Source organism: Comamonas serinivorans, assembly GCF_002158865.1.
Taxonomy (GTDB): Bacteria; Pseudomonadota; Gammaproteobacteria; order Burkholderiales; family Burkholderiaceae_C; genus Comamonas_E; species Comamonas_E serinivorans.
On sequence record NZ_CP021455.1, the window covers coordinates 2,402,805 to 2,422,002 of the forward strand.

At 68.0% G+C, this 19,198-nt stretch carries 16 protein-coding genes; 6 read left to right on the forward strand and 10 right to left on the reverse strand.

Annotation, left to right across the window (positions count from 1 at the left end):
- Nucleotides 1-50 precede the first annotated feature (50 nt).
- The 5 genes from CCO03_RS10210 to CCO03_RS10230 all read right to left on the reverse strand — a co-directional run bounded on the left by CCO03_RS10210 (nucleotide 51) and on the right by CCO03_RS10230 (nucleotide 4,447).
- Entirely contained in the window at nucleotides 51-1,178 is a 1,128-nt protein-coding gene (locus tag CCO03_RS10210; protein WP_087280698.1) for a hypothetical protein, read from the reverse strand.
- Nucleotides 1,179-1,298: 120 nt separating this feature from the next.
- Entirely contained in the window at nucleotides 1,299-2,570 is a 1,272-nt protein-coding gene (locus CCO03_RS10215; protein WP_087280702.1) for a c-type cytochrome, read from the reverse strand.
- 20 nt (nucleotides 2,571-2,590) lie between these two features.
- A complete protein-coding gene (locus CCO03_RS10220) occupies nucleotides 2,591-3,361 on the reverse strand; it encodes a c-type cytochrome (protein ID WP_087280705.1) in 771 nt (256 codons plus the stop codon).
- A gap of 19 nt (nucleotides 3,362-3,380) precedes the next feature.
- A complete protein-coding gene (locus tag CCO03_RS10225; RefSeq protein ID WP_087280708.1) occupies nucleotides 3,381-3,986 on the reverse strand; it encodes an OmpA family protein in 606 nt (201 codons plus the stop codon).
- Nucleotides 3,983-4,447, reverse strand: coding sequence for a FecR family protein (locus tag CCO03_RS10230; RefSeq protein ID WP_087280711.1), 465 nt, complete (start codon nucleotides 4,445-4,447; stop codon nucleotides 3,983-3,985). Before CCO03_RS10230 ends, CCO03_RS10225 begins: the two co-directional genes overlap by 4 nt.
- 83 nt (nucleotides 4,448-4,530) lie before the next feature.
- On the opposite strand from CCO03_RS10230, the gene CCO03_RS10235 reads away from it, so the two are divergent.
- Nucleotides 4,531-5,427, forward strand: a complete 897-nt coding sequence (locus CCO03_RS10235) for a DUF808 domain-containing protein (RefSeq protein WP_087280714.1) — start codon at nucleotides 4,531-4,533, stop codon at nucleotides 5,425-5,427.
- 83 nt (nucleotides 5,428-5,510) lie between these two features.
- Here the strand turns inward: CCO03_RS10235 and CCO03_RS10240 are convergent, their stop codons facing one another.
- From CCO03_RS10240 to gdhA, 3 genes are all read right to left on the reverse strand, one after another.
- The gene (locus CCO03_RS10240) at nucleotides 5,511-5,819 is read right to left on the reverse strand and encodes a 4a-hydroxytetrahydrobiopterin dehydratase (protein WP_087280716.1); all 309 of its coding nucleotides are present in this window, start codon (nucleotides 5,817-5,819) and stop codon (nucleotides 5,511-5,513) included.
- 98 nt (nucleotides 5,820-5,917) lie between these two features.
- Entirely contained in the window at nucleotides 5,918-6,469 is a 552-nt protein-coding gene (locus tag CCO03_RS10245; RefSeq protein WP_087280719.1) for a YXWGXW repeat-containing protein, read from the reverse strand.
- A gap of 266 nt (nucleotides 6,470-6,735) precedes the next feature.
- On the reverse strand, nucleotides 6,736-8,079 hold the full coding sequence (gene gdhA, locus CCO03_RS10250; RefSeq protein WP_087284530.1) for an NADP-specific glutamate dehydrogenase: 1,344 nt from the start codon (nucleotides 8,077-8,079) through the stop codon (nucleotides 6,736-6,738).
- Nucleotides 8,080-8,389: 310 nt separating this feature from the next.
- On the opposite strand from gdhA, the gene polA reads away from it, so the two are divergent.
- The 4 genes from polA (at nucleotide 8,390) to CCO03_RS10270 (ending at nucleotide 13,910) form a co-directional block, all read left to right on the forward strand.
- The gene (polA, locus tag CCO03_RS10255; RefSeq protein ID WP_087280722.1) at nucleotides 8,390-11,230 is read left to right on the forward strand and encodes a DNA polymerase I; all 2,841 of its coding nucleotides are present in this window, start codon (nucleotides 8,390-8,392) and stop codon (nucleotides 11,228-11,230) included.
- The gene (locus CCO03_RS10260) at nucleotides 11,230-12,051 is read left to right on the forward strand and encodes an MlaE family ABC transporter permease (protein ID WP_087280725.1); all 822 of its coding nucleotides are present in this window, start codon (nucleotides 11,230-11,232) and stop codon (nucleotides 12,049-12,051) included. Before polA ends, CCO03_RS10260 begins: the two co-directional genes overlap by 1 nt.
- A gap of 3 nt (nucleotides 12,052-12,054) precedes the next feature.
- Nucleotides 12,055-13,080: an MlaD family protein gene (locus CCO03_RS10265; protein ID WP_236903768.1), complete on the forward strand. Its 1,026-nt coding sequence runs from the start codon at nucleotides 12,055-12,057 to the stop codon at nucleotides 13,078-13,080.
- A gap of 89 nt (nucleotides 13,081-13,169) precedes the next feature.
- Complete coding sequence (locus CCO03_RS10270) at nucleotides 13,170-13,910, forward strand: hypothetical protein (RefSeq protein WP_087280727.1); 741 nt, start codon at nucleotides 13,170-13,172, stop codon at nucleotides 13,908-13,910.
- A 391-nt stretch (nucleotides 13,911-14,301) separates the two neighbouring features.
- Here CCO03_RS10270 and CCO03_RS10275 read toward each other — a convergent pair whose 3' ends face one another.
- A complete protein-coding gene (locus tag CCO03_RS10275) occupies nucleotides 14,302-15,387 on the reverse strand; it encodes an ABC transporter ATP-binding protein (protein WP_087280730.1) in 1,086 nt (361 codons plus the stop codon).
- 155 nt (nucleotides 15,388-15,542) lie between these two features.
- Here CCO03_RS10275 and CCO03_RS10280 point away from each other — a divergent pair, with 155 nt between their 5' ends.
- On the forward strand, nucleotides 15,543-17,153 hold the full coding sequence (locus CCO03_RS10280) for an ABC transporter permease (RefSeq protein ID WP_236903769.1): 1,611 nt from the start codon (nucleotides 15,543-15,545) through the stop codon (nucleotides 17,151-17,153).
- 263 nt (nucleotides 17,154-17,416) lie between these two features.
- Here the strand turns inward: CCO03_RS10280 and CCO03_RS10285 are convergent, their stop codons facing one another.
- Entirely contained in the window at nucleotides 17,417-18,673 is a 1,257-nt protein-coding gene (locus CCO03_RS10285) for a putative Na+/H+ antiporter (protein ID WP_087284536.1), read from the reverse strand.
- Nucleotides 18,674-19,198 lie beyond the last annotated feature (525 nt).

Consider the following 19,198-nt stretch of genomic DNA (forward strand, 5'->3'; position numbering starts at 1 on the left):
GGTGGTGCGATGAGGTCAACGCCTCGGTTGATGGGCGCGTCGGGGCGCCATCAGCGAATGCCTTTGAACAGCTCGAAACTCAGGACGGACACCAGCGTGCGCGCGATGGCATCGGCGGCGACGTGGCCGGTGCTGAATGCGCCGACGGTGGAGGTCTGGAAGTCTTGCGGGTTGCCGCTGGCGTGCAGCTCGATGAACGCCGTGGAGGAGCGGATGGCCGGCGCGCGCCGCAAGGCCATCATGGCCTCGGGCGACTGCAGCTCGTCGTGGATCACGGCGTCCAGCGTTTGACCGGCCAACTGAGCGGCCGCTGCGGCCACCGAGGCAGCGACTTCGCAGTGCATGCCGAGCGGCACCAGCGCATCGAGCACGGCCGCGCGGCGGTCAGGGTGGGCGGACACCAGCAGCACGCGCAGGCCGTGAAGCTGGGAGTGGCCGGTCGGCGCTGCGGCTGCGGTGGCGTCTTGCACGGGCGGAAAGCTCACGCGCAACACCAGGTGGTCGCTGTCGGTGCGCAACTCGGTGCGCGCCTGCAGCCTGCGCGCAATGCGGTGCCACACGAACCACCGCGTGTTCTGCCACTTGGGGTTGCGCCCGCCCTGCGTCTCGGACGGGAACCAGGCGCCTACGCGCAGCCGCGTGCGCGGGCGGGGCTCGTCGCCATACACGGCTTCCAGCTGCAGGGCGACGTTGCTGGAGAAGTCGCTGGTCCAGAGCAGCAGCTCGTCGAAGAAGGTGTACAGCTCACCGGGGCGGGCTTGCACCTGGGCGCTGCTCAAGGCTTGGCGCACCTGGATGTCGCGTTCGCGCAGCCAGTCGCCACGCCCCAGGATGGCGGCGCGCAGGAAGTTGGCGGCGTCCAGCGGTTCGGCCGCGGGCGTCAGCTGGGGCACATCGCTGAACAACTGCGCGGAGCGGGCGATGTCGTGCGCGCGTTCGACCGCGGCAAACACGGGCTGGAAGCGATCGGTCAACGTGGGGCTGAGTTGCCGCAGCTGCTGCAACTGGCCCTGTGCGGGCGCCAGGGCCAGCAGGATGTCGCTGCTGAGCTGCTTGACCATGCTTTGCGCGAGCAGCTCGGCCTCGCTGGCGTCGTTGGCCTCGCCAGCCACGGTGGCGGGCGGCGAGGAGGGGGGCGAAGCCCCCGCGGTCTTGCGCTGGAACCAATGGCGTGCCATGTGTGCATCCTCCCGAGGGGCCAAAGCCCCTCATGCAACGGTGTGTGTGGCCACGGTCGCCCCGGCCTGTTTGCGGCCAAGGTCTGTGAAGGCACGAGTATAGGGGCCGTGCGAGGCGGCTCAGCGCTGGGCCTTGCCCGCACGCACCTGCTTGACGTCGAATTCCGTGACGGGCGCCGCCTGGTTGCCCCAGCTGTTGCGCACGTGGCTGAGCACATCGGCCACCTCGGCGTCGTTCAGCACCGTCATGAAGGGCGGCATGCCGAAGGGCCGCGGGTTGGCCGCGGTGCTGGGAGCAAACCCGCCACGCAGCGTTTGCTCCACCAGGTTGGACACGTTGTCCATCAGCACGGCCCGGTTGCCGGCCAGCGGCGGATAAGCCCCGGGCACGCCCTGGCCGCTTGCGCCGTGGCACTGCACACAGTGCACCTGGTACAGCGTGGCACCGCGCGTCAGCCTGTCCTTGCTGGATGCTGGCGCCTGGGGCGCCGGTGGCGCGGCTTCGACCGGGATGGCCTTGAGGTAGGTGGCCATGGCGTGGAGATCGGCCGGTGTCAGGTACTGGGTGCTGTGCTGCACCACCTCGCGCATGGGGCCGGCCACCGTCCCGCGGCTGGACTGGCCGGACGCGAGCAGGGCGACGATGTCGGTCAGCGGCCAATCCTGCACGCCGGCTTGCCGGGGATCGGACAGGGACGGGGCGTACCAGTTGCGCATGGGGATCATGCCGCCGGGCATGAGGGCGGTGTGGCGGCTCGCGCCCCAGGCGTTGCGGGGGGAATGGCAATCGGCGCAATGGCCCAGTCCGGTCACCAGGTAGGCGCCCCGGTCGTACTCGGGACCCCGCTGGGCCTGCGGCTTGTGTTCGCCGGGCGAGAAGAACAGCGCCCGCCACACGGCCAACGCCGCCTGTTGGTTGTACGGCCACCGCAGGTCCGCCGGTCGATTGGGCTGCGCGACGGCCGGCAGGCTTTGCAGGTAGGCGAACATCGCATCGCTGTCGGCGCGCGTCACCCGCGTGTAGCTGGTGTAAGGAAACGCCGGGTACAGCAGGCGGCCATCGGCGGCGCGGCCTTCATGCAGGGCGCGCCAGAAGGCGTCGGCATTCCAGCTGCCGATGCCGTGCTGGCGATCCGGGGTCAGGTTGGGGGCATACAGGCTGCCAAACGGCGTGGGCAGTTCGCGCCCACCAGCCCAGGCCGCGCCGCCCGGCGCGGTGTGGCAGTGCATGCAGTTGCCGGCACGCACCAGGTAGGCGCCACGCTGCAGCGCCTGGGCCGAGCGATCCAGTGGCGGATCATCCCGAATGGCGATGTCGCTGCTGTTGCGCCACACCACCCAGGCCACAGCCGCCGCCAGCAGCACAACGGCAACCAGGAGCCAACGGCGCAAGCGGGATGTCGGTGCGCGCGTCATGGGGCCTGCAGATCCGGTGCGGCGCCACAGCGGTAGGCCGGGACCAGGGGACCACGCACCGCAGCGGCGGGCTTGGCGCCTGCGGGCACGGCCTGCACCGCCAGCCAGCTCGCGGCGGCGTGCAGGTCTTCGTCGGTCAGCTCGTGCACAACGCGGGCCATGCAGTCGGGCGCCAGCGCGCGGCGCTGGCCGGTGCGCCAGGCACCCAGCTGACCGACGAGGTAGGCCTTGGGCAAACCCAGCAAGGCCGGGGTGTTCGGGGCGATGCCCATCAGTTGCTCGCCATGGCACTGCATGCAGGCCGGCACGCCTGCGCCTGGTTTGCCCTGGCGCACCAGTTGCTCGCCGCGCGCCAGCAGCTGCGCATCCACCTGCGACGCCCGTTCGGCCGGCGGCGGGTAGACGACATCGAGCTGGGCAAAGTAGCGGGCAATTTCAAGCAGGTATGCGTCTGAAAGAGGCTCCACCAAATCGGCCATCAGGCCATAGTGGCGCCTGCCATCTTGAAAATTCTTGAGCTGGTGGTAGAGGTAGCCTGCCGGTTTGCCGGCCAGGCGCGGGTAGTAGCCATCGGGCCCCGCACGGCCCTGCAAGCCATGGCAGGCCGTGCAGGCCTGCATGCGCTGGGCCATGGAGTCTTCAAAGGTGGGAGACGCTGAAGGTGTCTGGGCCTGCACGCTGCCCAGCAGCGCGGCCGATGCCGCCAGGCAAACCGCCGCAGCGGCCAGGACCGAGGAGAAGAAGCGCAACCCGCGTTGGTGTCGCATGCCCGTTCACTCGCGTGCGTCAGCGCACCACGATCAGCACGCGCCGGTTGCGCGGCTCATCCACGCCCGGTCCGGTGGCCACGAGCAGGTCGCGTTGCCCGCGCCCCACGGCGCGGATGCGATCAGCTGGAAAACCCCGGCCCACCAGCAAATCCCGCAAGGCGTTGGCGCGGGCTTGGGAGATGCGGTCGTTCTGCTCGGGCGTGCCCGTCGTGTCGGTGTAGCCGATGACGACGATTTCGCCGCCCGGGCGCGAGGTAGCTGCCGTCAGCACCGTGTCCAGCTCAGCCAGGGATTTCAGCGTGAGCGTGGCCCCTCCGGTCTCGAACTCCAGCGTGTAGGTATCGGGCTTGGCGGGTGTCAACCGCAGGATGTCGGCATACGCGTCCTTCACGGCCGCCGCGTCCAGGGTGGATGCCGTCTGTTTGCCCAGCGGGCTCACGTCGGTGCTGGCATAGGCGTGGCTGAGCACCTGTTCGGAATCGTTGTTGCGCACCACCACCGCGGTGGCACGGCCCCCGCTGTCGGGCAGCAGCACCACGCGCGTGCGCGGTGCGCAGGCCGTCAGCAGGACACAGGACGCAAGCAGGGCGAGGGCGGGGACACGAAACACACCCTGGTTCATGACTCGACGTCCACGATGAAGTCGGTGCCGCGCACGCCGATGACGGCTGTGGGCGTGGTGACCTTCACGTTGTCGGGTTGGCTTTTGCCGAGGGCGCCGGTGATCATGCGCAGCGTGCCCTGCACGATCTGTACGGCCAGGTTGCCGGTCTGATTCACGGGCTCGTAGCGCAGGGCGGTCAAACTGACCGACGAGTTGGCACCCACGGTGATCACGGTGCCGTCGCTCAGGGTGAGGGCCGCGCCGCTTTTGCTGCCGGTTTCGATGCGGTCGGACTCGGCAATCGCCTGGCCCACCACGGGCTGCGTGCGAGAATTCCCGTGGACCACGAACACCTCGCCTTCGACGGCTTTGAAGATGCCGCCGGAAGAGGGCAGTGGCTCAGCCGCGTGGGCGGCACCCAGGCCAAGGGCGCAAATCACGGTCAAGGACCGCAGCCATGAAGACAGGTGGAGATTCATGGTGGTGGAAGGCTGATGAAAACTGAATCGTAACGCCAAGACACACAATTCAAGGCCAAAGATTTGTACTACCAAGGAATGCAATGGCAAGTTTGTTGATTTTGTTGGATGACATCGCCACGATGCTGGACGATGTGGCCGTGCTCACCAAATTGACCGCCAAGAAAACCGCAGGCGTCCTGGGGGACGACCTGGCGCTCAACGCACAGCAAGTGAGCGGCGTTTCTGCCAGCCGCGAGTTGCCGGTGGTCTGGGCAGTGGCCAAGGGCTCGTTCATCAACAAATGCGTGCTCATTCCGATTGCCCTGCTGCTCAACGCCTTTTTGCCGGCGCTGGTCACGCCGCTGCTGATGCTGGGCGGCGCCTTCCTGTGTTACGAAGGGGCGGAAAAAATCCTCCACAAGCTGCTGCACAAGGGGGAGGACGACGGCAAAACCAACGCAGCGGTGCTGCAGGGGCAGCTCACCCCCGCTGAAATCCAGGCCATGGAGGCCCAAAAGATCAAAGGGGCGATCAAGACCGATTTCATCCTGTCCGCGGAAATCATCGTGATCGCCCTGGGCGTGGTGCAAGAGGCCACGTTTTGGACCCAGGTGTCGGTGCTGTGCGGCATCGGCATCTTGATGACCGTCGGGGTGTACGCCCTGGTCGCCGGCATCATCAAGCTCGATGACCTGGGCCTGTACCTGACGCAGCGGGCCAGTGCCGCGCAACAGGCCGCAGGACGCGCCATCCTGGTGCTGGCTCCGTGGCTGATGAAGACCTTGTCGGTCGTCGGCACGGCCGCCATGTTCCTGGTGGGCGGCGGCATCCTGGTGCACGGCGTGCCCTGGTTGCACCACGCGGCAGAAGCCGCGGTGGCTCACCTCGGGGCGTTCCTGGGCAGCAACCTCTTCAACGCCGTTGTGGGCATCGTGGCCGGCCTGGTGATCGTGGCCATCGTGACCGGTGTACAGCGTCTGCTGCGGCGCAGTGCGTAATTCGTCCGCGCCGATAAATGGAGTATCGGCTGATCGCCGATGATTGAATAACGGCGGCAGTCGTATACTCCTGAAGCGGCTGCTCAGGTGCTTGAGGCGCGGCGGGCGTAGGCCGCGTCCATGACCTGCGCGAGGCTGACGTCTTTCTGGGTCAGGCCTTGCGCATCGTGCGTGGTGAGCGTGACCCAGACGCGGTCGTAGACGTTGCGCCAGTCGGGGTGGTGATCGGCGCGTTCGGCCGCCAGCGCCACCTCGGTCATGAAGGCAAACGCGGGGCCAAACCCCGCAAACACGAACTCTCGCTGCAGCTGGCCACCTGCCTCGTCCAACAGCGTCCACTCGGGCACGGCCGAAATGGCTGCGTCGCGTTCCACCCCTGTCAATCGTTTCATGGTCGATCCTTGCAAGTCAGGCCTGTGGGCCCAGGCCTCAGTGTGAGCTCAGCAGCACCGAAGTGGCGGTCCGGTGCCTGACAGAGCTGCCCCCGCCGTCAGCCGCCGTCACCCGTGCCGCTGCTGCTGCGGATCAAGGGCGGGTTGACCTGCCCAGGCGGGCGCCGGATGACCGCGCCATTGCCCGGGTTGCCCACGGGACGATCAGCACCGGTGGGCCGGTTGGGGCGCGGCCGGTTGTTGTCGGGGCGGTTGTGGTTCCAGCCCGGACGATCGGGGCGACCGTTGTTCCAGCCGGGCCGGTGGTCGTCGGGGCGCCAGCCCGGCCGGTTGTAGCCTGGGCGTTCGTAACGGCCCGGAATCCAGCGGCGATGACCGCGGTCCAAGTCCCAGTAGCCGCTGACCCAGAGGGCACCCGCATACGGCGCCACCGGCACCACCTCGTGCGGGATGGCAGGGTAGTAGGTGCCGTTGTAGAAGCCGTCGGCATAGCCGTTGTCGTAATAGCTGCCGCCGCCGTAATAGGTCGAGCCACTGTCGTAATACGGTTCGCCCACCGGAGCGACCACGCAGCCGGTCAACGCCAGGCCGGCCAAGGCGGCCACCAGCAGGGCAAGGGGACGACGCCCGTGAGGATGTTGACGATTCACGAAGAACCTCCTGTGGGTTAAGCCCGGCCGGACACGCGTCCCGCCATGAGGCACTCCCGTCTTAACGCAAGTCCTGCATCGGGGGCTGACCCGGCACACGACTTGACACCGAACTTTACCTGGGCCTTACCTGCTTGCCCGCTGGCACGCCAGTCGGCATCTCCATCGCGCTTTGCAGACCACCCAGTATTGGCCAGTTGGGGGCGGTTGTGGCAAGAAAAAAGGGCCTGGGAGGCCCTCATTTCGTGACAGATGGCATGCCAGCCTCAGATCACGCCCTGGGCAAGCATCGCGTCGGCCACCTTCACAAAGCCGGCCACGTTGGCGCCGTTCACGTAGCTGACCGAGCCGTCGTCGCGACCGCCGTACTGCACGCAGGCGGCGTGGATCTTCTGCATGATCTCCAGCAGGCGACCGTCGACCTCTTCGCGCGTCCAGTTCAGGCGCATGGCGTTCTGGCTCATTTCCAGGCCAGAGGTGGCGACACCGCCCGCGTTGCTGGCCTTGCCGGGCGCGTACAGCACTCGGGCTTCTTCGAACACGTGAACGGCGTCCAGCGTCGACGGCATGTTGGCGCCTTCTGCCACACAGATCACGCCGTTCTTGACCAGCAGCCGGGCGTCGTCGCCGTTGAGTTCGTTCTGCGTGGCGCAAGGCAGGGCCACGTCCACGGGCACGTGCCACGGCGTCTTGCCGGCATGGAACTCGGCCTTGACGCGCTTGGCGTATTCGTCGACGCGACCGTAGAGGTGGTTCTTCACCTCCATCAGTTCGGCCAGCTTCTCGGGGCTGAAACCGTCTTCATCGACCACGGTCCCGCTCGAGTCCGACACCGTCACGACCTTGGCGCCCAGCGCCATGGCTTTTTCGACGGCGTACTGCGCCACGTTGCCCGAGCCGGACACCGACACGCGCAGGCCCTGGAAGGACTTGCCCTGGCGTTGCAGCATTTCGTCGGCAAAGTACACCGTGCCGTAGCCCGTGGCTTCGGGGCGGATCAGCGAGCCACCAAACGACAGGCCCTTGCCGGTCAGCACGCATTCGGCGCTGTTGGTGAGCTTCTTCATCATGCCGGCCATGAAGCCGACTTCGCGGCCGCCGACGCCGATGTCACCGGCCGGCACGTCCGTGTCGGCGCCCACATGGCGGAACAGCTCCTGGACGAAGGCCTGGCAAAAGCGCATCACTTCCATCGGGCTCTTGCCCTTGGGGTCGAAGTCCGAGCCCCCCTTGCCGCCGCCCATGGGCAGGGTGGTCAGGGCGTTCTTGAAGGTCTGCTCGAAAGCCAGGAACTTCAGGATGGACAGGTTCACCGAGGGGTGGAAGCGCAGGCCACCTTTGTAGGGGCCGATCGACTGGCTGTGTTGGATGCGGTAGCCGCGGTTGACCTGCACTTCGCCGCGATCGTTGATCCAGCTGACGCGGAACGTGATCACACGCTCGGGCTCGACCAGGCGCTCCAGCAACGATTGCTCGGTGTACTTGGGGTTGTTGCTGATGAAGGGCCACAGGCTGTCGATCACCTCGGTCACGGCCTGGATGAACTCAGGTTGGCCGGGGTTGCGTTCCTGCACATGCTGGAGAAACTGCGCCGAGGAGGTGTATTTCATCTTGATGAACTCGTTGGAAAAAAGAAACAACTGCTTGTTGCGAAAAGCCCGCCATTTTGCATGAAGGGCGGCCGCGGTCCCTCAAGACGCGCCATGCTGGTGCGGATATGCACCGGGTTGGCGCCTTGTTTGCCCCAACTTTGGGAACGCTTCGGCATGTGCGAAGGCTTTGGGTGGCGCGGGTACGCCGCGGCTCGCCCCCGGCTTCGCGACGGTCGCTGAAGCGACCTGCTCGGGAGCCTGAAGCAGGCAAGGCTTTCTCGCGGGGAAATGGCCTTGGCGTGAACAGGCGTGCGGGCACAATCGGTCCATGACCCAAACCCAAGAACCTGCCGGCGGGCACGCCCTGTCCGGTCAGACCCTGCTGCTGGTCGATGGCTCCAGCTACCTGTACCGCGCCTACCACGCCATGCCCGATCTGCGGGCCGATCCGCTGGACCCGACCAGCCCGCCCACCGGGGCCATCCGCGGCATGATCAACATGCTGGGCAGCTTGCGCCAGGACTTCCCCGAGGCCCAGTACGTGGCTTGCGTTTTCGACGCCAGCGGCAAGACCTTCCGCGACGACCTCTACGCCGCGTACAAGGCCAACCGCTCTCCCATGCCGGACGACCTGCGCGCCCAGATCGAGCCCATCAACACCGTGGTGCAGCTGCTGGGCTGGACGGTGTTGACCATCCCGGGCATCGAGGCCGACGACGTGATCGGCACGCTGGCCCGCGCCGGCGAGGCGCGCGGCATGCAGGTCGTCATCTCCAGCGGTGACAAGGACCTGGCGCAGCTGGTGACCGAGCACGTCACCATCATCGACACCATGAGCGGCAAGAAGCGCGACCTGGCCGGTGTGCAGGCCGAGTTCGGGGTGCCGGCCAACCGCATGATCGATTACCAGACGCTGGTGGGCGACAGCGTGGACAACGTGCCGGGCGTCAGCAAGGTGGGGCCCAAGACGGCGGCCAAGTGGCTGAACGAATACGGTTCGCTGGATGCCCTCATCGCCCAGGCCGATGCGGTGAAAGGTGCCGCGGGCGAAAACCTGCGCAAGGCCCTGGACTGGCTGCCGACAGGGCGGCAGCTCGTCACCATCCGCACCGATTGCGACCTGAGCCCGGCCTTGAACGCGCAGGCCACGGGCACCGCCACCGTGGATGACCCCATCCATGCCTTGCCGGTGCGCCCGGCCGATGCCGCGGCGCTCGCGCAGTTCTACGAGCAGTACGGATTTCGCTCGTTGGCCAAATCGATCGCAGCGGGCCATACCACCTTGGGTGGTGCCGGCAAGGGCGGCCGCGCCAAGGCGGGCCCCGCACCCGAGACCGACTTGCCGGCGGGCAAGTCCGAAGTGGGCGAGCTGCGCTACACCACCATCCTGACCTGGGCGCAGTTCGACGAGTGGCTGGCACGCATCGACGCGGCCGAGTTGACGGCGCTGGACACCGAGGCCACCTCGCTCGACGAAATGCAGGCCACGCTGGTGGGCATCAGCCTCAGCGTGCAGCCCGGCGAAGCGGCCTACATCCCGTTGATGCACACCCAACCCGGCACGCCTGAGCAACTGCCGCTGGACGAGGTGCTGGCCCGCCTGAAGCCCTGGCTGGAAGACGCGAGCAAGCCCAAGCTGGGGCAGAACTTCAAATACGACCGCCACGTCTTCGCCAACCATGGCATGACGGTGCGCGGCTATGTGCACGACACCATGCTCGCCAGCTACGTGCTCGAGGTGCACCGGGCCCACAGCCTGGAAAGCCTGGCCGACCGGCACCTGGGCCGCACCGGCCTGAGCTATGAGGACGTGTGCGGCAAAGGGGTGAACCAGATCCCGTTTGCCGAGGTGGACCTGGACACCGCCACGCGATACGCCTGCGAAGACGCCGACCAGACCCTGGATGTGCACCGCGCGCTGTGGCCCCGCCTGGCCGCGGACGAGCGGCTGCGCGGCATTTACGCGCTGGAAATCGAGACCAGCGAGCGCCTGTTCCGCGTCGAACGCAACGGCGTGCAGATCGACGCCGGTACGCTGGCCCGGCAGAGCAACGACCTGGGGCGCCGCATCCTGGAGGCCGAAGAGAAGGCCTACGAGCTGGCCGGCCAGCCCTTCAAGCTGGGCAGCCCGAAACAGATCGGCGAGATCCTGTTCGGCAAGCTCGGCATTCCGCCCTTGAAGAAGACCCCCAGCGGCGTGCCCAGCACCGACGAAGACGTGCTGGAGCAACTCGCCGAGGACTACCCGCTGCCCGCCACCATCTTGGAGCACCGCAGCCTGTCCAAGCTCAAGAGCACCTACACCGACAAGCTGCCGCAGATGGCCTCGCCGCTGGACGGCCGCGTGCACACCCACTACGCCCAGGCGGTGGCGGTGACAGGCCGCCTGTCCAGCGTGGACCCCAACCTGCAGAACATCCCCGTGCGCACGGCCGATGGCCGCCGCATCCGCGAAGCCTTTGTCGCGCCGCCGGGCCGCCTGATCGCCAGCGCCGATTACAGCCAGATCGAGCTGCGCATCATGGCGCACCTGTCGGGTGACGCGGCTTTGCTGAAGGCCTTCCGCGAGGGCCTGGACGTGCACCGCGCCACGGCGTCCGAGGTGTTTGGCGTCGCGCCCGACCAGGTCAGCAGCGAACAGCGCCGCTATGCCAAGGTCATCAACTTCGGGCTGATCTACGGCATGAGCGCCTTTGGCTTGGCCAAGAACCTGAACATCGAGCGCTCGGCCGCCAAGTCTTGGATCGAGCGCTACTTCGAGCGCTACCCCGGCGTGCGCCGCTACATGGACGACACCGTGGACTTCGCGCGTTCGCACGGCTACGTGGAAACCGTGTTTGGCCGGCGCCTGTACCTGCCCGAAATCAACGGCGGCAACGGCCCCCGCAAACGCGCCGCCGAGCGCCAGGCCATCAACGCGCCCATGCAGGGCACGGCCGCCGACCTGATCAAGAAAGCCATGTGCGCCGTCCAGGACAAGCTGGACGCACAAGGGCGCCAGACGCTGATCATCATGCAGGTGCACGACGAACTGGTGTTCGAGGTGCCCGAGGCCGAAGTCGACTGGGTGCGCGAGGAGGTGCCGCAGCTCATGGCCAGCGTGGCCGAGCTGCAGGTGCCGCTGCTGGCCGAAGTGGGCGTGGGCCTGAACTGGGAAGAGGCGCACTGATGCACGGGGCGCCGCCCCCCTCGTTGCTGGCGCGGCTGTACCGCGCGCTGGTCGAGCGTGGGCAGGCGCTGGTGCGCTGGGCGCGCAACTGGTGGGGCCTGCTGTTCATCGGGGCGCAGGTCATCGTGCTGGCCTTGTCGCCCAGCAGCTACAACGCGGGCAGCAACCGCCGCGTCATCAAGCAGATCTACTTGGCCACGGCACCGGGGCTGCGGTCGTTCACGCTGCTCATGGCGCTGTTCAACGTCGTGATCATCCGCATCCTGGTGACCACGGCGTCCAGTTACGGCTTGTCAGGGTATGCCCTGAATGTCGTTGTCCGCACCTTGGTGCTGGAGTTGATCCCCCTGACAGCGGCTTTGTTCGTCGCCATCCAGTACAGCGTGCCAGGCGGCAACGAGTTGTTCAAGACCCGGCGCGCGCGCCTGCAAAGCGGCGAGCGCGTCAACCCGCATCACCTGCTGGGCCTGGAGGTGCTGCCCCGCGTGCTGGCCGGGGTGTTTGCGGTGTCCTTTTTGGGGCTGCTGAGCGCGCTCATCTCGCTGGTGCTGGCCTACCTCATCATTTACGGCCCCAACCACTGGGGCATGCTGCCGTACACGCGCGTCGTGGGGCAGATCTTCAACCCGCCCACCTCGCTGATCTTTGTGCTGAAGACCTGGCTGTTCGCCCTCATCGTGGCGGTGCTGCCCGTCGGCGCGGCCATGCAGGACTGGCCGCGCGGCACCAGCCGCACCAGCGTCGAGCTGCAGGGTCTGGTGCGCATGCTGGCGCTGCTGCTGGTGGTGGAAGTGGTGTCGCTGATCGGCAATTACTATTGAGCCATGACCGAGCCCGAGACCCCTGCCGCGGCCCAGGCCGAGGCCCGTCCCGACGATGCACACGCCCAGCAGGCCGTGGCAGCGGCCGAGTTGCGCGCGATTCGCCACCTCGAGCTGAAAGCCATCCTGCTGCTCGTCGCGTTCGTGCTGGCCTTGTCGGCGGCCGCGGGCTACCTGCTGTATGCCCGCGGCGCGTTCGAGCCCACGCAGCAGGTGGTGCTCATGACCGACGACGCCGAGGGCGTGACCATCGGCATGGACATGACGTTTGCGGGTTTTCCGATTGGCCGGGTCGCGCGCACCGAACTCGCCGAGGACGGCCAGGTGCGCATCCTGGTCGATGTGCCCACCAAGGACGCGCGCTGGCTGCGCACCTCCAGCGTGGTGACGCTGGAAAAAGGCGTGGTGGGGGGCGCCAAGCTCAAGGCCTTCAGCGGCGTGCTGGACGACCCGCCCTTGCCCGACGGTGCGCAGCTGCTGGTGCTGCGCGGCGACATCACGGCCGAGATTCCCAAGCTCATGAACCAGGCGCACGAGGTGCTGCAGAACGTGGCCGCGCTGACGGCGTCTGAGGGCTCGCTGGGCCGCACCCTGTCTGACCTGCAGGCCGTGTCGGGCCGGCTGAGCGGGCGCCAGGGCGTGCTGGGCGGCCTGATGGGCAACGAGGACGATGCCCGCAAGCTGGTGCAGACCATCGACAGCGCCAACGCCCTGCTGGCCCGGCTGAACACCTTGTCCGGCAAGGCCGACAGCCAGGTGTTCGGGCAGGGCGGCGTGGTGCCCGGCGCGCAGCAGACGGTGCGTGAGTTGACAGGCCTGCTGGTCGATGCGCGCGAATCGCTGAAGAAGGTGGACCAGGTGCTGGCCGACGCCACCGTGATCAGCGGCAACGCCAAGGATGCCTCGAGCGACCTGGGCGCCCTGCGCAGCGAGGTCGAGGCCAACCTGCGCAAGGTCGAGCGCCTGATCAACCAGCTCAACCGCACCTGGCCGTTTGCGCCCAAGCAGCAAGAGGTGAAACTGCCATGATGCGTTGGTCTTTTCGGGATAGGGTATCGGGCTCGGCTGTCCACAAATCAATCGGTGCTGCTGAGTACTCGGCATGGTGTGCCCTCGTCATGCTGCTGCTGACGGCCTGTGGCAACGCCCCCAAGGTGCCCGACTGGCAGGTGAGCGCCAAAAGCGCCACCGATCGCTTCGTCGACGCCGAGCTCAGCGGCAGCGCGCGGGCGGCCCAGGCCGAGTTCGTCCTGGCGCGCCGCGAAACCGCCAGCACCGGCCGGCCCGACCTCGTGGCCCGCATCGAGCTGCTGCGCTGCGCCACCCAGGTGGCCAGCCTGGACCTGCAGCCCTGCACCGGCTTCGAGGCCTTGCGCGCCGATGCCGCAGCGCCCGAGCGCGCGTACGCCGACTACCTGGCTGGCCGCGACCTGGCCGCCGATGCCGTGGCGCTGCTGCCCGCCGCGCAACAAGGCATGGCGAATCAGGGCGCGCCCGGCCAGGGCGGGGCGTCCGCCGCGTCGCCCGGCGCGGATGGCCAATCGTCTGCACCGGACGGGCGCCAGGCCGCGCCCGGGGCCGGCGCCAGCGTGGCGCAGATCGAGGACCCGCTCTCGCGCCTGGTGGCGGCCGGCGTGCTGTTCCAGCGTGGCGCCGCGAACGCGGCCGTGGTGCAAAGCGCGGTGGACACGGCCTCGGCCCAGGGCTGGCGCCGCCCCTTGCTGGCCTGGCTGGGCGTGCAGGTCCGGCAGGCCGAGGCCGCGGGACAGACCGAGCGCGCCGCAACCCTGCGCCGCCGCATGGACCTGGTGGCGCCCGCAGGCGCTGGCCAGACGCTGTCACCTGCTTCATCCCCATGAAGTTGCGCAGTATGGGGGCATTGCCGTTTTCAAACAAACGGGGATGGCCTGATACCCCATGTTTTGTCGCGAAACAGCCGAGCTGCCCGCACGGCCTGGCGGCATGTGCCGCTTTCCGTCTCTGACCCTACGGCCACGCGCTCCTGCTGACGTCCGTCCTGAACACCACGTCCGCTGCGGGGCTGCCGGCGGCCAGTGCCGCACAGCGCGATGCATGCGTGGCGTGGGTTGGGCGCGGGGTCGGCTGCACCCGCTTTTCCACGCCTGGATCTGGCTCGTGTGGGACGCACAGCGCCGCCTCGGCGCACCTTCCGTCCCGGGGCGTTCCACCGAATCGGCGGGCGACGCTCAGGGCTGGACCTCGAACGCGCGCTGACCCGTTCAGCGCAGCTCAGGCGTCGCGGGCAAAGGTGACGGCGTGGCGCAAGGCGGGCGCGATGCCCATCCAGTCGCCCAGCGCGTGGTCGACGTGGCTGGGCACCTGGGCCAGCAGCTGGGTGCCGTCGGCCAGCGCCAGGGTGTAGAGGTGGTCGGCACCGCGAAAGGCTTTGCGCAGCACCTGGGCCCGCAGGGGGGAATCGGGCGCATGCACCACGTCGTCGGCCCGCAGCAGCAGGTCGCATTCGTCGTTGGCATAGGCGCCGGGCAGGGGGCAGTCGTCCAGGGCGTCGAGCACGCCGAGTGCGGTCAACAGGTGCGCGGCGCGGGGCTGGCCCTGGGCGTTCACGTCGCGCACCACGCGCGCCGGCACGAACACGCCCTTGCCGATGAAGTCGGCCACGAAACGCGTGGCGGGGCGGTGGTAGAGCTGGTAGGGCGCATCCCACTGGTGCAGCCGGCCCTGGTTCATCACGCCCACGTGGTCGGCGATGGCAAAGGCCTCCATCTGGTCGTGGGTGACGAACAAGGCTGTGGCGCCCGCGGCCTTGAGGATGTCGCGCACCTCGTAGGCCAGGCGCTCGCGCAGGTCGACGTCGAGGTTGGAGAAGGGCTCGTCCAGCAGCAGCAACTGGGGTTCGGGCGCCAGGGCCCGGGCCAGGGCAACGCGCTGCTGCTGGCCGCCCGACAACTCGTGCGGGGCCCGCGCGCCGGCCTGCGCCAGGCCCACGCGGTCCAGGGCGGTTTGCACCCGGCGCTCGCGTTCGGCGGCCGGCAGGTGCTGCAGGCCGAAGGCCACGTTTTGCGCCACGCTCATGTGCGGAAACAGGGCGTAGTCCTGGAACACCATGCCCATGCGGCGTTTTTCAGGGGCCACGTGCTGGTGGGCACTGCTGAGCGCCTGGCCATGCAGGTGAATGCTGCCGGCGCTCAGGCGTTCCAGGCCGGCCACGGCGCGCAGCAGACTGGTTTTGCCGCAGCCGGACGGGCCGATCAGCGCGCCGATCTCGCCCGGCGCCAGCTCAAAGCCCACCGCATCCACGGCGGGCCTGGCCTGGCCGGTGTAGCGCACTTCCACGTCTTGCAGCTGCAAATTCATGGCGGCCGATTGTAGGTTCAGGCTTCGTACAATTTCGGTTTCCCCGACCGGCCCGTCCAGGCTCCCGGCCCGCGCGCCGGCCCTGGCACAGGTGTCCCGCGACCGGCGCTTGCCGGTCATTGGCCGCTCCCGGCTTCACCTGTCCTGGCTTCCCCGTGCGATTGCTTCAGACCCTTGCCCTTGTCCTGCTGGCGGCCGTGCTGTGCGTGCCAGTGCTGAGCGTGCTGGCGTCATGGGCGCAGTGGGATGCCGGCACGGCGAACATCCTGAGCGAGATGGCCGCCACCGTGCTGCCGGAGTACGCGCTCACCACGGTGATCCTGTGCGTGGGGGTGGCGCTGGGCGTGGTGGGGGTGGGCACGGTCACCGCCATGGCGGTCACGCTGGTGGATTTTCCGGGTCGGCGGCAGTTTGAGTGGCTGCTGCTGCTGCCCATGGCCATGCCGGCCTATGTCGTGGCCTACGCCTACACCGATTTTTTCCAGTTCAGCGGTCCGTTTCAGACCTGGCTGCGGGCCAGCTTTGGGCTGCAGGGCCGGTTGCTGCCCGAGATCCGCTCGACCGGTGGCGCCACGCTGATCTTCATCGTCGTGCTCTACCCCTACGTCTACCTGCTGGCCCGCGCGGCCCTGAGCGAGCGCGCCGCCCACCTGATGGAGGCCGCACGCCTGATGGGCGCACCGCTGTCGCGGCGCCTGCGCCAGGTGGCCCTGCCCATGATCCGGCCTGCGCTGGTGGCCGGCCTGGCCCTGGCTCTGATGGAGGTGCTGGCCGACTATGGCGTGGTGACGTACTTCGGCATCCAAACCTTCACCGCCGGCATCTACAAGGCCTGGCTCAGCATGGACAACCGGGTGGCGGCCGCGCAGCTGGCCACCATGCTGCTGGCCAGCGTGGTGCTGGTCCTGAGCCTGGAGCGCCACGCGCGCCGGCGCCAGCGCTTTGCCAGCGTACGCGGGCGAGCCGGCAGCAACGAGGCCCAGGCGTTGCCGCTGTCGGGGTCTGGCGTGGTGCTGGCCTGGGCGGTGTGCGGCGTCCCCATCCTGCTGGGGTTTGTGCTGCCCGTCGCCTTTCAGCTGCGGGCGCTGTACGCCGCCGACTGGGAGATGCTGCCCTGGACCCGTTACCTGGCCTGGGGCTGGAACAGCGTTTACCTGGCTGGCCTGACGGCCGCGCTGGCCGTGCTGCTGGCGCTGGGGCTGGCCTACGTGCAGCGGACCCGGCGCGACTGGGCCTCGCGCGGCGTGGTGGGGCTGGTCAGCCTGGGCTATGCGGTGCCCGGTGCCGTGGTGCTGGTGGGCCTGCTGTTGCCGGTGGGCTGGGTGCAGGGCCGCTGGCCCGACGCGCAGCTGGGCTACTGGATCACCGCCACGGTGCTGGGCCTGATCTGGGCCTACTTGGTGCGCTTCACGGCTGTGGCGATGCAGTCGGTGCACAGCGGCTACACGCGCATCGCCCCCAGCCTGGACGAATCCGCGCGCATGCTGGGGGCGAGCGGGCCTCGCCTGCTGGCGCGCGTGCACTGGCCGCTGCTCAAGCGGTCGACCGCCGCGGCGGGGCTGCTGGTGTTCGTGGACGTGATGAAGGAGTTGCCCGTGACTGTGGTGCTGCGCCCCTTCAACACCGACACCCTGGCCGTGATCGCCAACCAGCTGGCCCGCGACGAGCGCCTGGGCGAAGCGGCTGTGCCGGCGCTGGCGTTGGTCGCGGTGGGGCTGATCCCCGTCATGCTGCTGAGCCGGGCGTTGCGGGCCAAGTCGGGTTGATGGGCCCGCTCGCGCGGCGGTGGGACTTGGGGAGATGCGTGCCGGTCGGGCCTCGGTGTTGCGCACGCGGCGGCGTGCCAGCGCGGTCAGGCAAGATCAGGCGAAATGCCTGGATGCATCAGCCGGGTAGTATGGTGTTGTTGACGATCTTTGATGAACGGAAGCATGGTGATACTGCCTTTCATGTGACATGAGTGACATGATGGGCGCGGGGCATGCGGAACGTGCCTCCATCCACCCGCAGCCGCCGCGCTGGACATGCCTCAGAGCAGCAGGAAGGCCAGCGCAGCGACCAGCGTGGGCAGCAGCGCCCCCAGCAGCAGGCCGCCCGCGCCCACGGTTTCATCGGCAAAGCCGCGCTTGAGCAAGGCGACGCCCGCCGGATTGGGGGCGTTGGCGATCACGGTGAGGCCACCACCCGCCACCGCGCCGGAGACCAGCATGTAACGCGCTTCTTCGCTCATGCCCTCGATGAGCGAACCCAGGTAAGTCAACGCGGCGTTGTCGGTCACGGCGGTGAGCCCCAGGGCCCCCGCAAACAGCGCGAGCGGCTCCAGACCGGCCACGATGGGTTGCAGCCACCACTGCTGCATGCCGCCCAGCACCACCAGGCCGGCCAGGAAAAAGCCCACCAGCAAGGCTTCCTTGAGGATCAACGGGCTTTGGTGGCGGGCGTAGGCCTGCGTGAACCCGAGGAACATCAAAAACAGCCCCATGAAAATCACCGGGTGATGCGCGGCCAGCACCACGCCGGCCAGCAGGCCCAGGTGTACCAGGACCACCGCCCACGGCACGGCTGCCGGGGCCGAGGCCGCGCCGTCGGGCATGGGCATGAGGTGCTTGCGCAGCACCCAGGTGGCCACGGTCGCGTTCACCAGCACGGCCAGCGCCGCCTTCCAGCCAAAGGTGACCAGCATGAAGGCGCTGTCCCACTGCCAGGTGGCGGCCACCATGAGCACGGGTGGCGCCGCATAAGCGGTGAGGGTGCCGCCGATGGAGATGTTCACGAACAGCACGCCCAGCGCCAGGTACTTCACCCATTCGGGCAGGAGGGGGCGAAAGATCTGTGGCGCCAACAGCAGCGCGGCAATGGTCATGGCGGCCGGCTCGGTGATCAGCGACCCCAGCAACGGCACGGCGGCCAGGCCCAGCCAGGCCGTGGCCAGGGGCGCGCGAACCGGTGCCAAGCGGGCCAGGCCGTTGACGAGTTGGACCACCGTGGCCAGCACGGGCCGCGAGGCGGCCATGACCATCACCACGAAGACGAACAGGGGTTCGGTGTAGTTGCGCGATTCGGCATAGGCCAGGGCCTCGGTGTGGCCCGCCGTCATGGCCATGAGCACGATGAGGACCATGGCCCAGAAGCCGAAGACCACTTCCACCTCGCCCAGCAGGTGGAACAGGCCAGCGTGGCGTGGGAAGCGTTTGGAAAGCCGCTCGAACTGCTTGGCGGTGAAGGTGTGGAGCAGGGCGATCGCAAAAACAAAGGCTGCGATCCACTGAAGCGAGAGGATGGGCATGGGCTGGGCACGACAGCGCCGCGAGGCGGCCCGACCTTCGCGACTGTCCTGGCCCACCCTCATGTGGACCACCCAGAAAGGTCGAGCCCCCTGATCTGTGTGCAGATCTCTTGGTGGGGCCGACCTAACCCGGCATTTTAACGAGGCGAGCAGGGCGGCCTCAGGGGCCGCGCCCTATGGGCCACGTGGAACCAGGGCAATGGCCTGCGAGTGGCTTGCTGGCAGTCGGGCCGACCGACGGGTTGAGCGCCCGGGCCACGGCCGCATGCCCGCTGCGCAGGTCACCGACCCGCCTGCAGCGGGGAGAGCCGCTGTCAAGGTCGGTATGGCTCAAAAAAAGCGATAGGCTGGCTCGTCCGGCGGTATTCAGCTATAATTGCGCTCTTGTCTGCGCAGACAAGTCGCATCTCATGACGACACGTCAGTCACCATGACGAGAAAAAGAGGTGGCTGTAGGACATGCCTACCGTAAACGGTGACCGCGTAAGAGTCACCGTCCATTTACCAAAAAAAGCGGCCCTCGGG

Bases quoted from the DNA above. Each gene is read 5' to 3' on its own strand.
- CCO03_RS10210 (WP_087280698.1), bottom strand. From the start codon at position 1,178: ATGGCACGCCATTGGTTCCAGCGCAAGACCGCGGGGGCTTCGCCCCCC.
- CCO03_RS10220 (WP_087280705.1), bottom strand. From the start codon at position 3,361: ATGCGACACCAACGCGGGTTGCGCTTCTTCTCCTCGGTCCTGGCCGCT.
- CCO03_RS10225 (WP_087280708.1), bottom strand. From the start codon at position 3,986: ATGAACCAGGGTGTGTTTCGTGTCCCCGCCCTCGCCCTGCTTGCGTCC.
- CCO03_RS10230 (WP_087280711.1), bottom strand. From the start codon at position 4,447: ATGAATCTCCACCTGTCTTCATGGCTGCGGTCCTTGACCGTGATTTGC.
- CCO03_RS10235 (WP_087280714.1), top strand. From the start codon at position 4,531: ATGGCAAGTTTGTTGATTTTGTTGGATGACATCGCCACGATGCTGGAC.
- CCO03_RS10240 (WP_087280716.1), bottom strand. From the start codon at position 5,819: ATGAAACGATTGACAGGGGTGGAACGCGACGCAGCCATTTCGGCCGTG.
- gdhA (WP_087284530.1), bottom strand. From the start codon at position 8,079: ATGAAATACACCTCCTCGGCGCAGTTTCTCCAGCATGTGCAGGAACGC.
- polA (WP_087280722.1), top strand. From the start codon at position 8,390: ATGACCCAAACCCAAGAACCTGCCGGCGGGCACGCCCTGTCCGGTCAG.
- CCO03_RS10260 (WP_087280725.1), top strand. From the start codon at position 11,230: ATGCACGGGGCGCCGCCCCCCTCGTTGCTGGCGCGGCTGTACCGCGCG.
- CCO03_RS10265 (WP_236903768.1), top strand. From the start codon at position 12,055: ATGACCGAGCCCGAGACCCCTGCCGCGGCCCAGGCCGAGGCCCGTCCC.
- CCO03_RS10270 (WP_087280727.1), top strand. From the start codon at position 13,170: ATGCTGCTGCTGACGGCCTGTGGCAACGCCCCCAAGGTGCCCGACTGG.
- CCO03_RS10275 (WP_087280730.1), bottom strand. From the start codon at position 15,387: ATGAATTTGCAGCTGCAAGACGTGGAAGTGCGCTACACCGGCCAGGCC.
- CCO03_RS10285 (WP_087284536.1), bottom strand. From the start codon at position 18,673: ATGCCCATCCTCTCGCTTCAGTGGATCGCAGCCTTTGTTTTTGCGATC.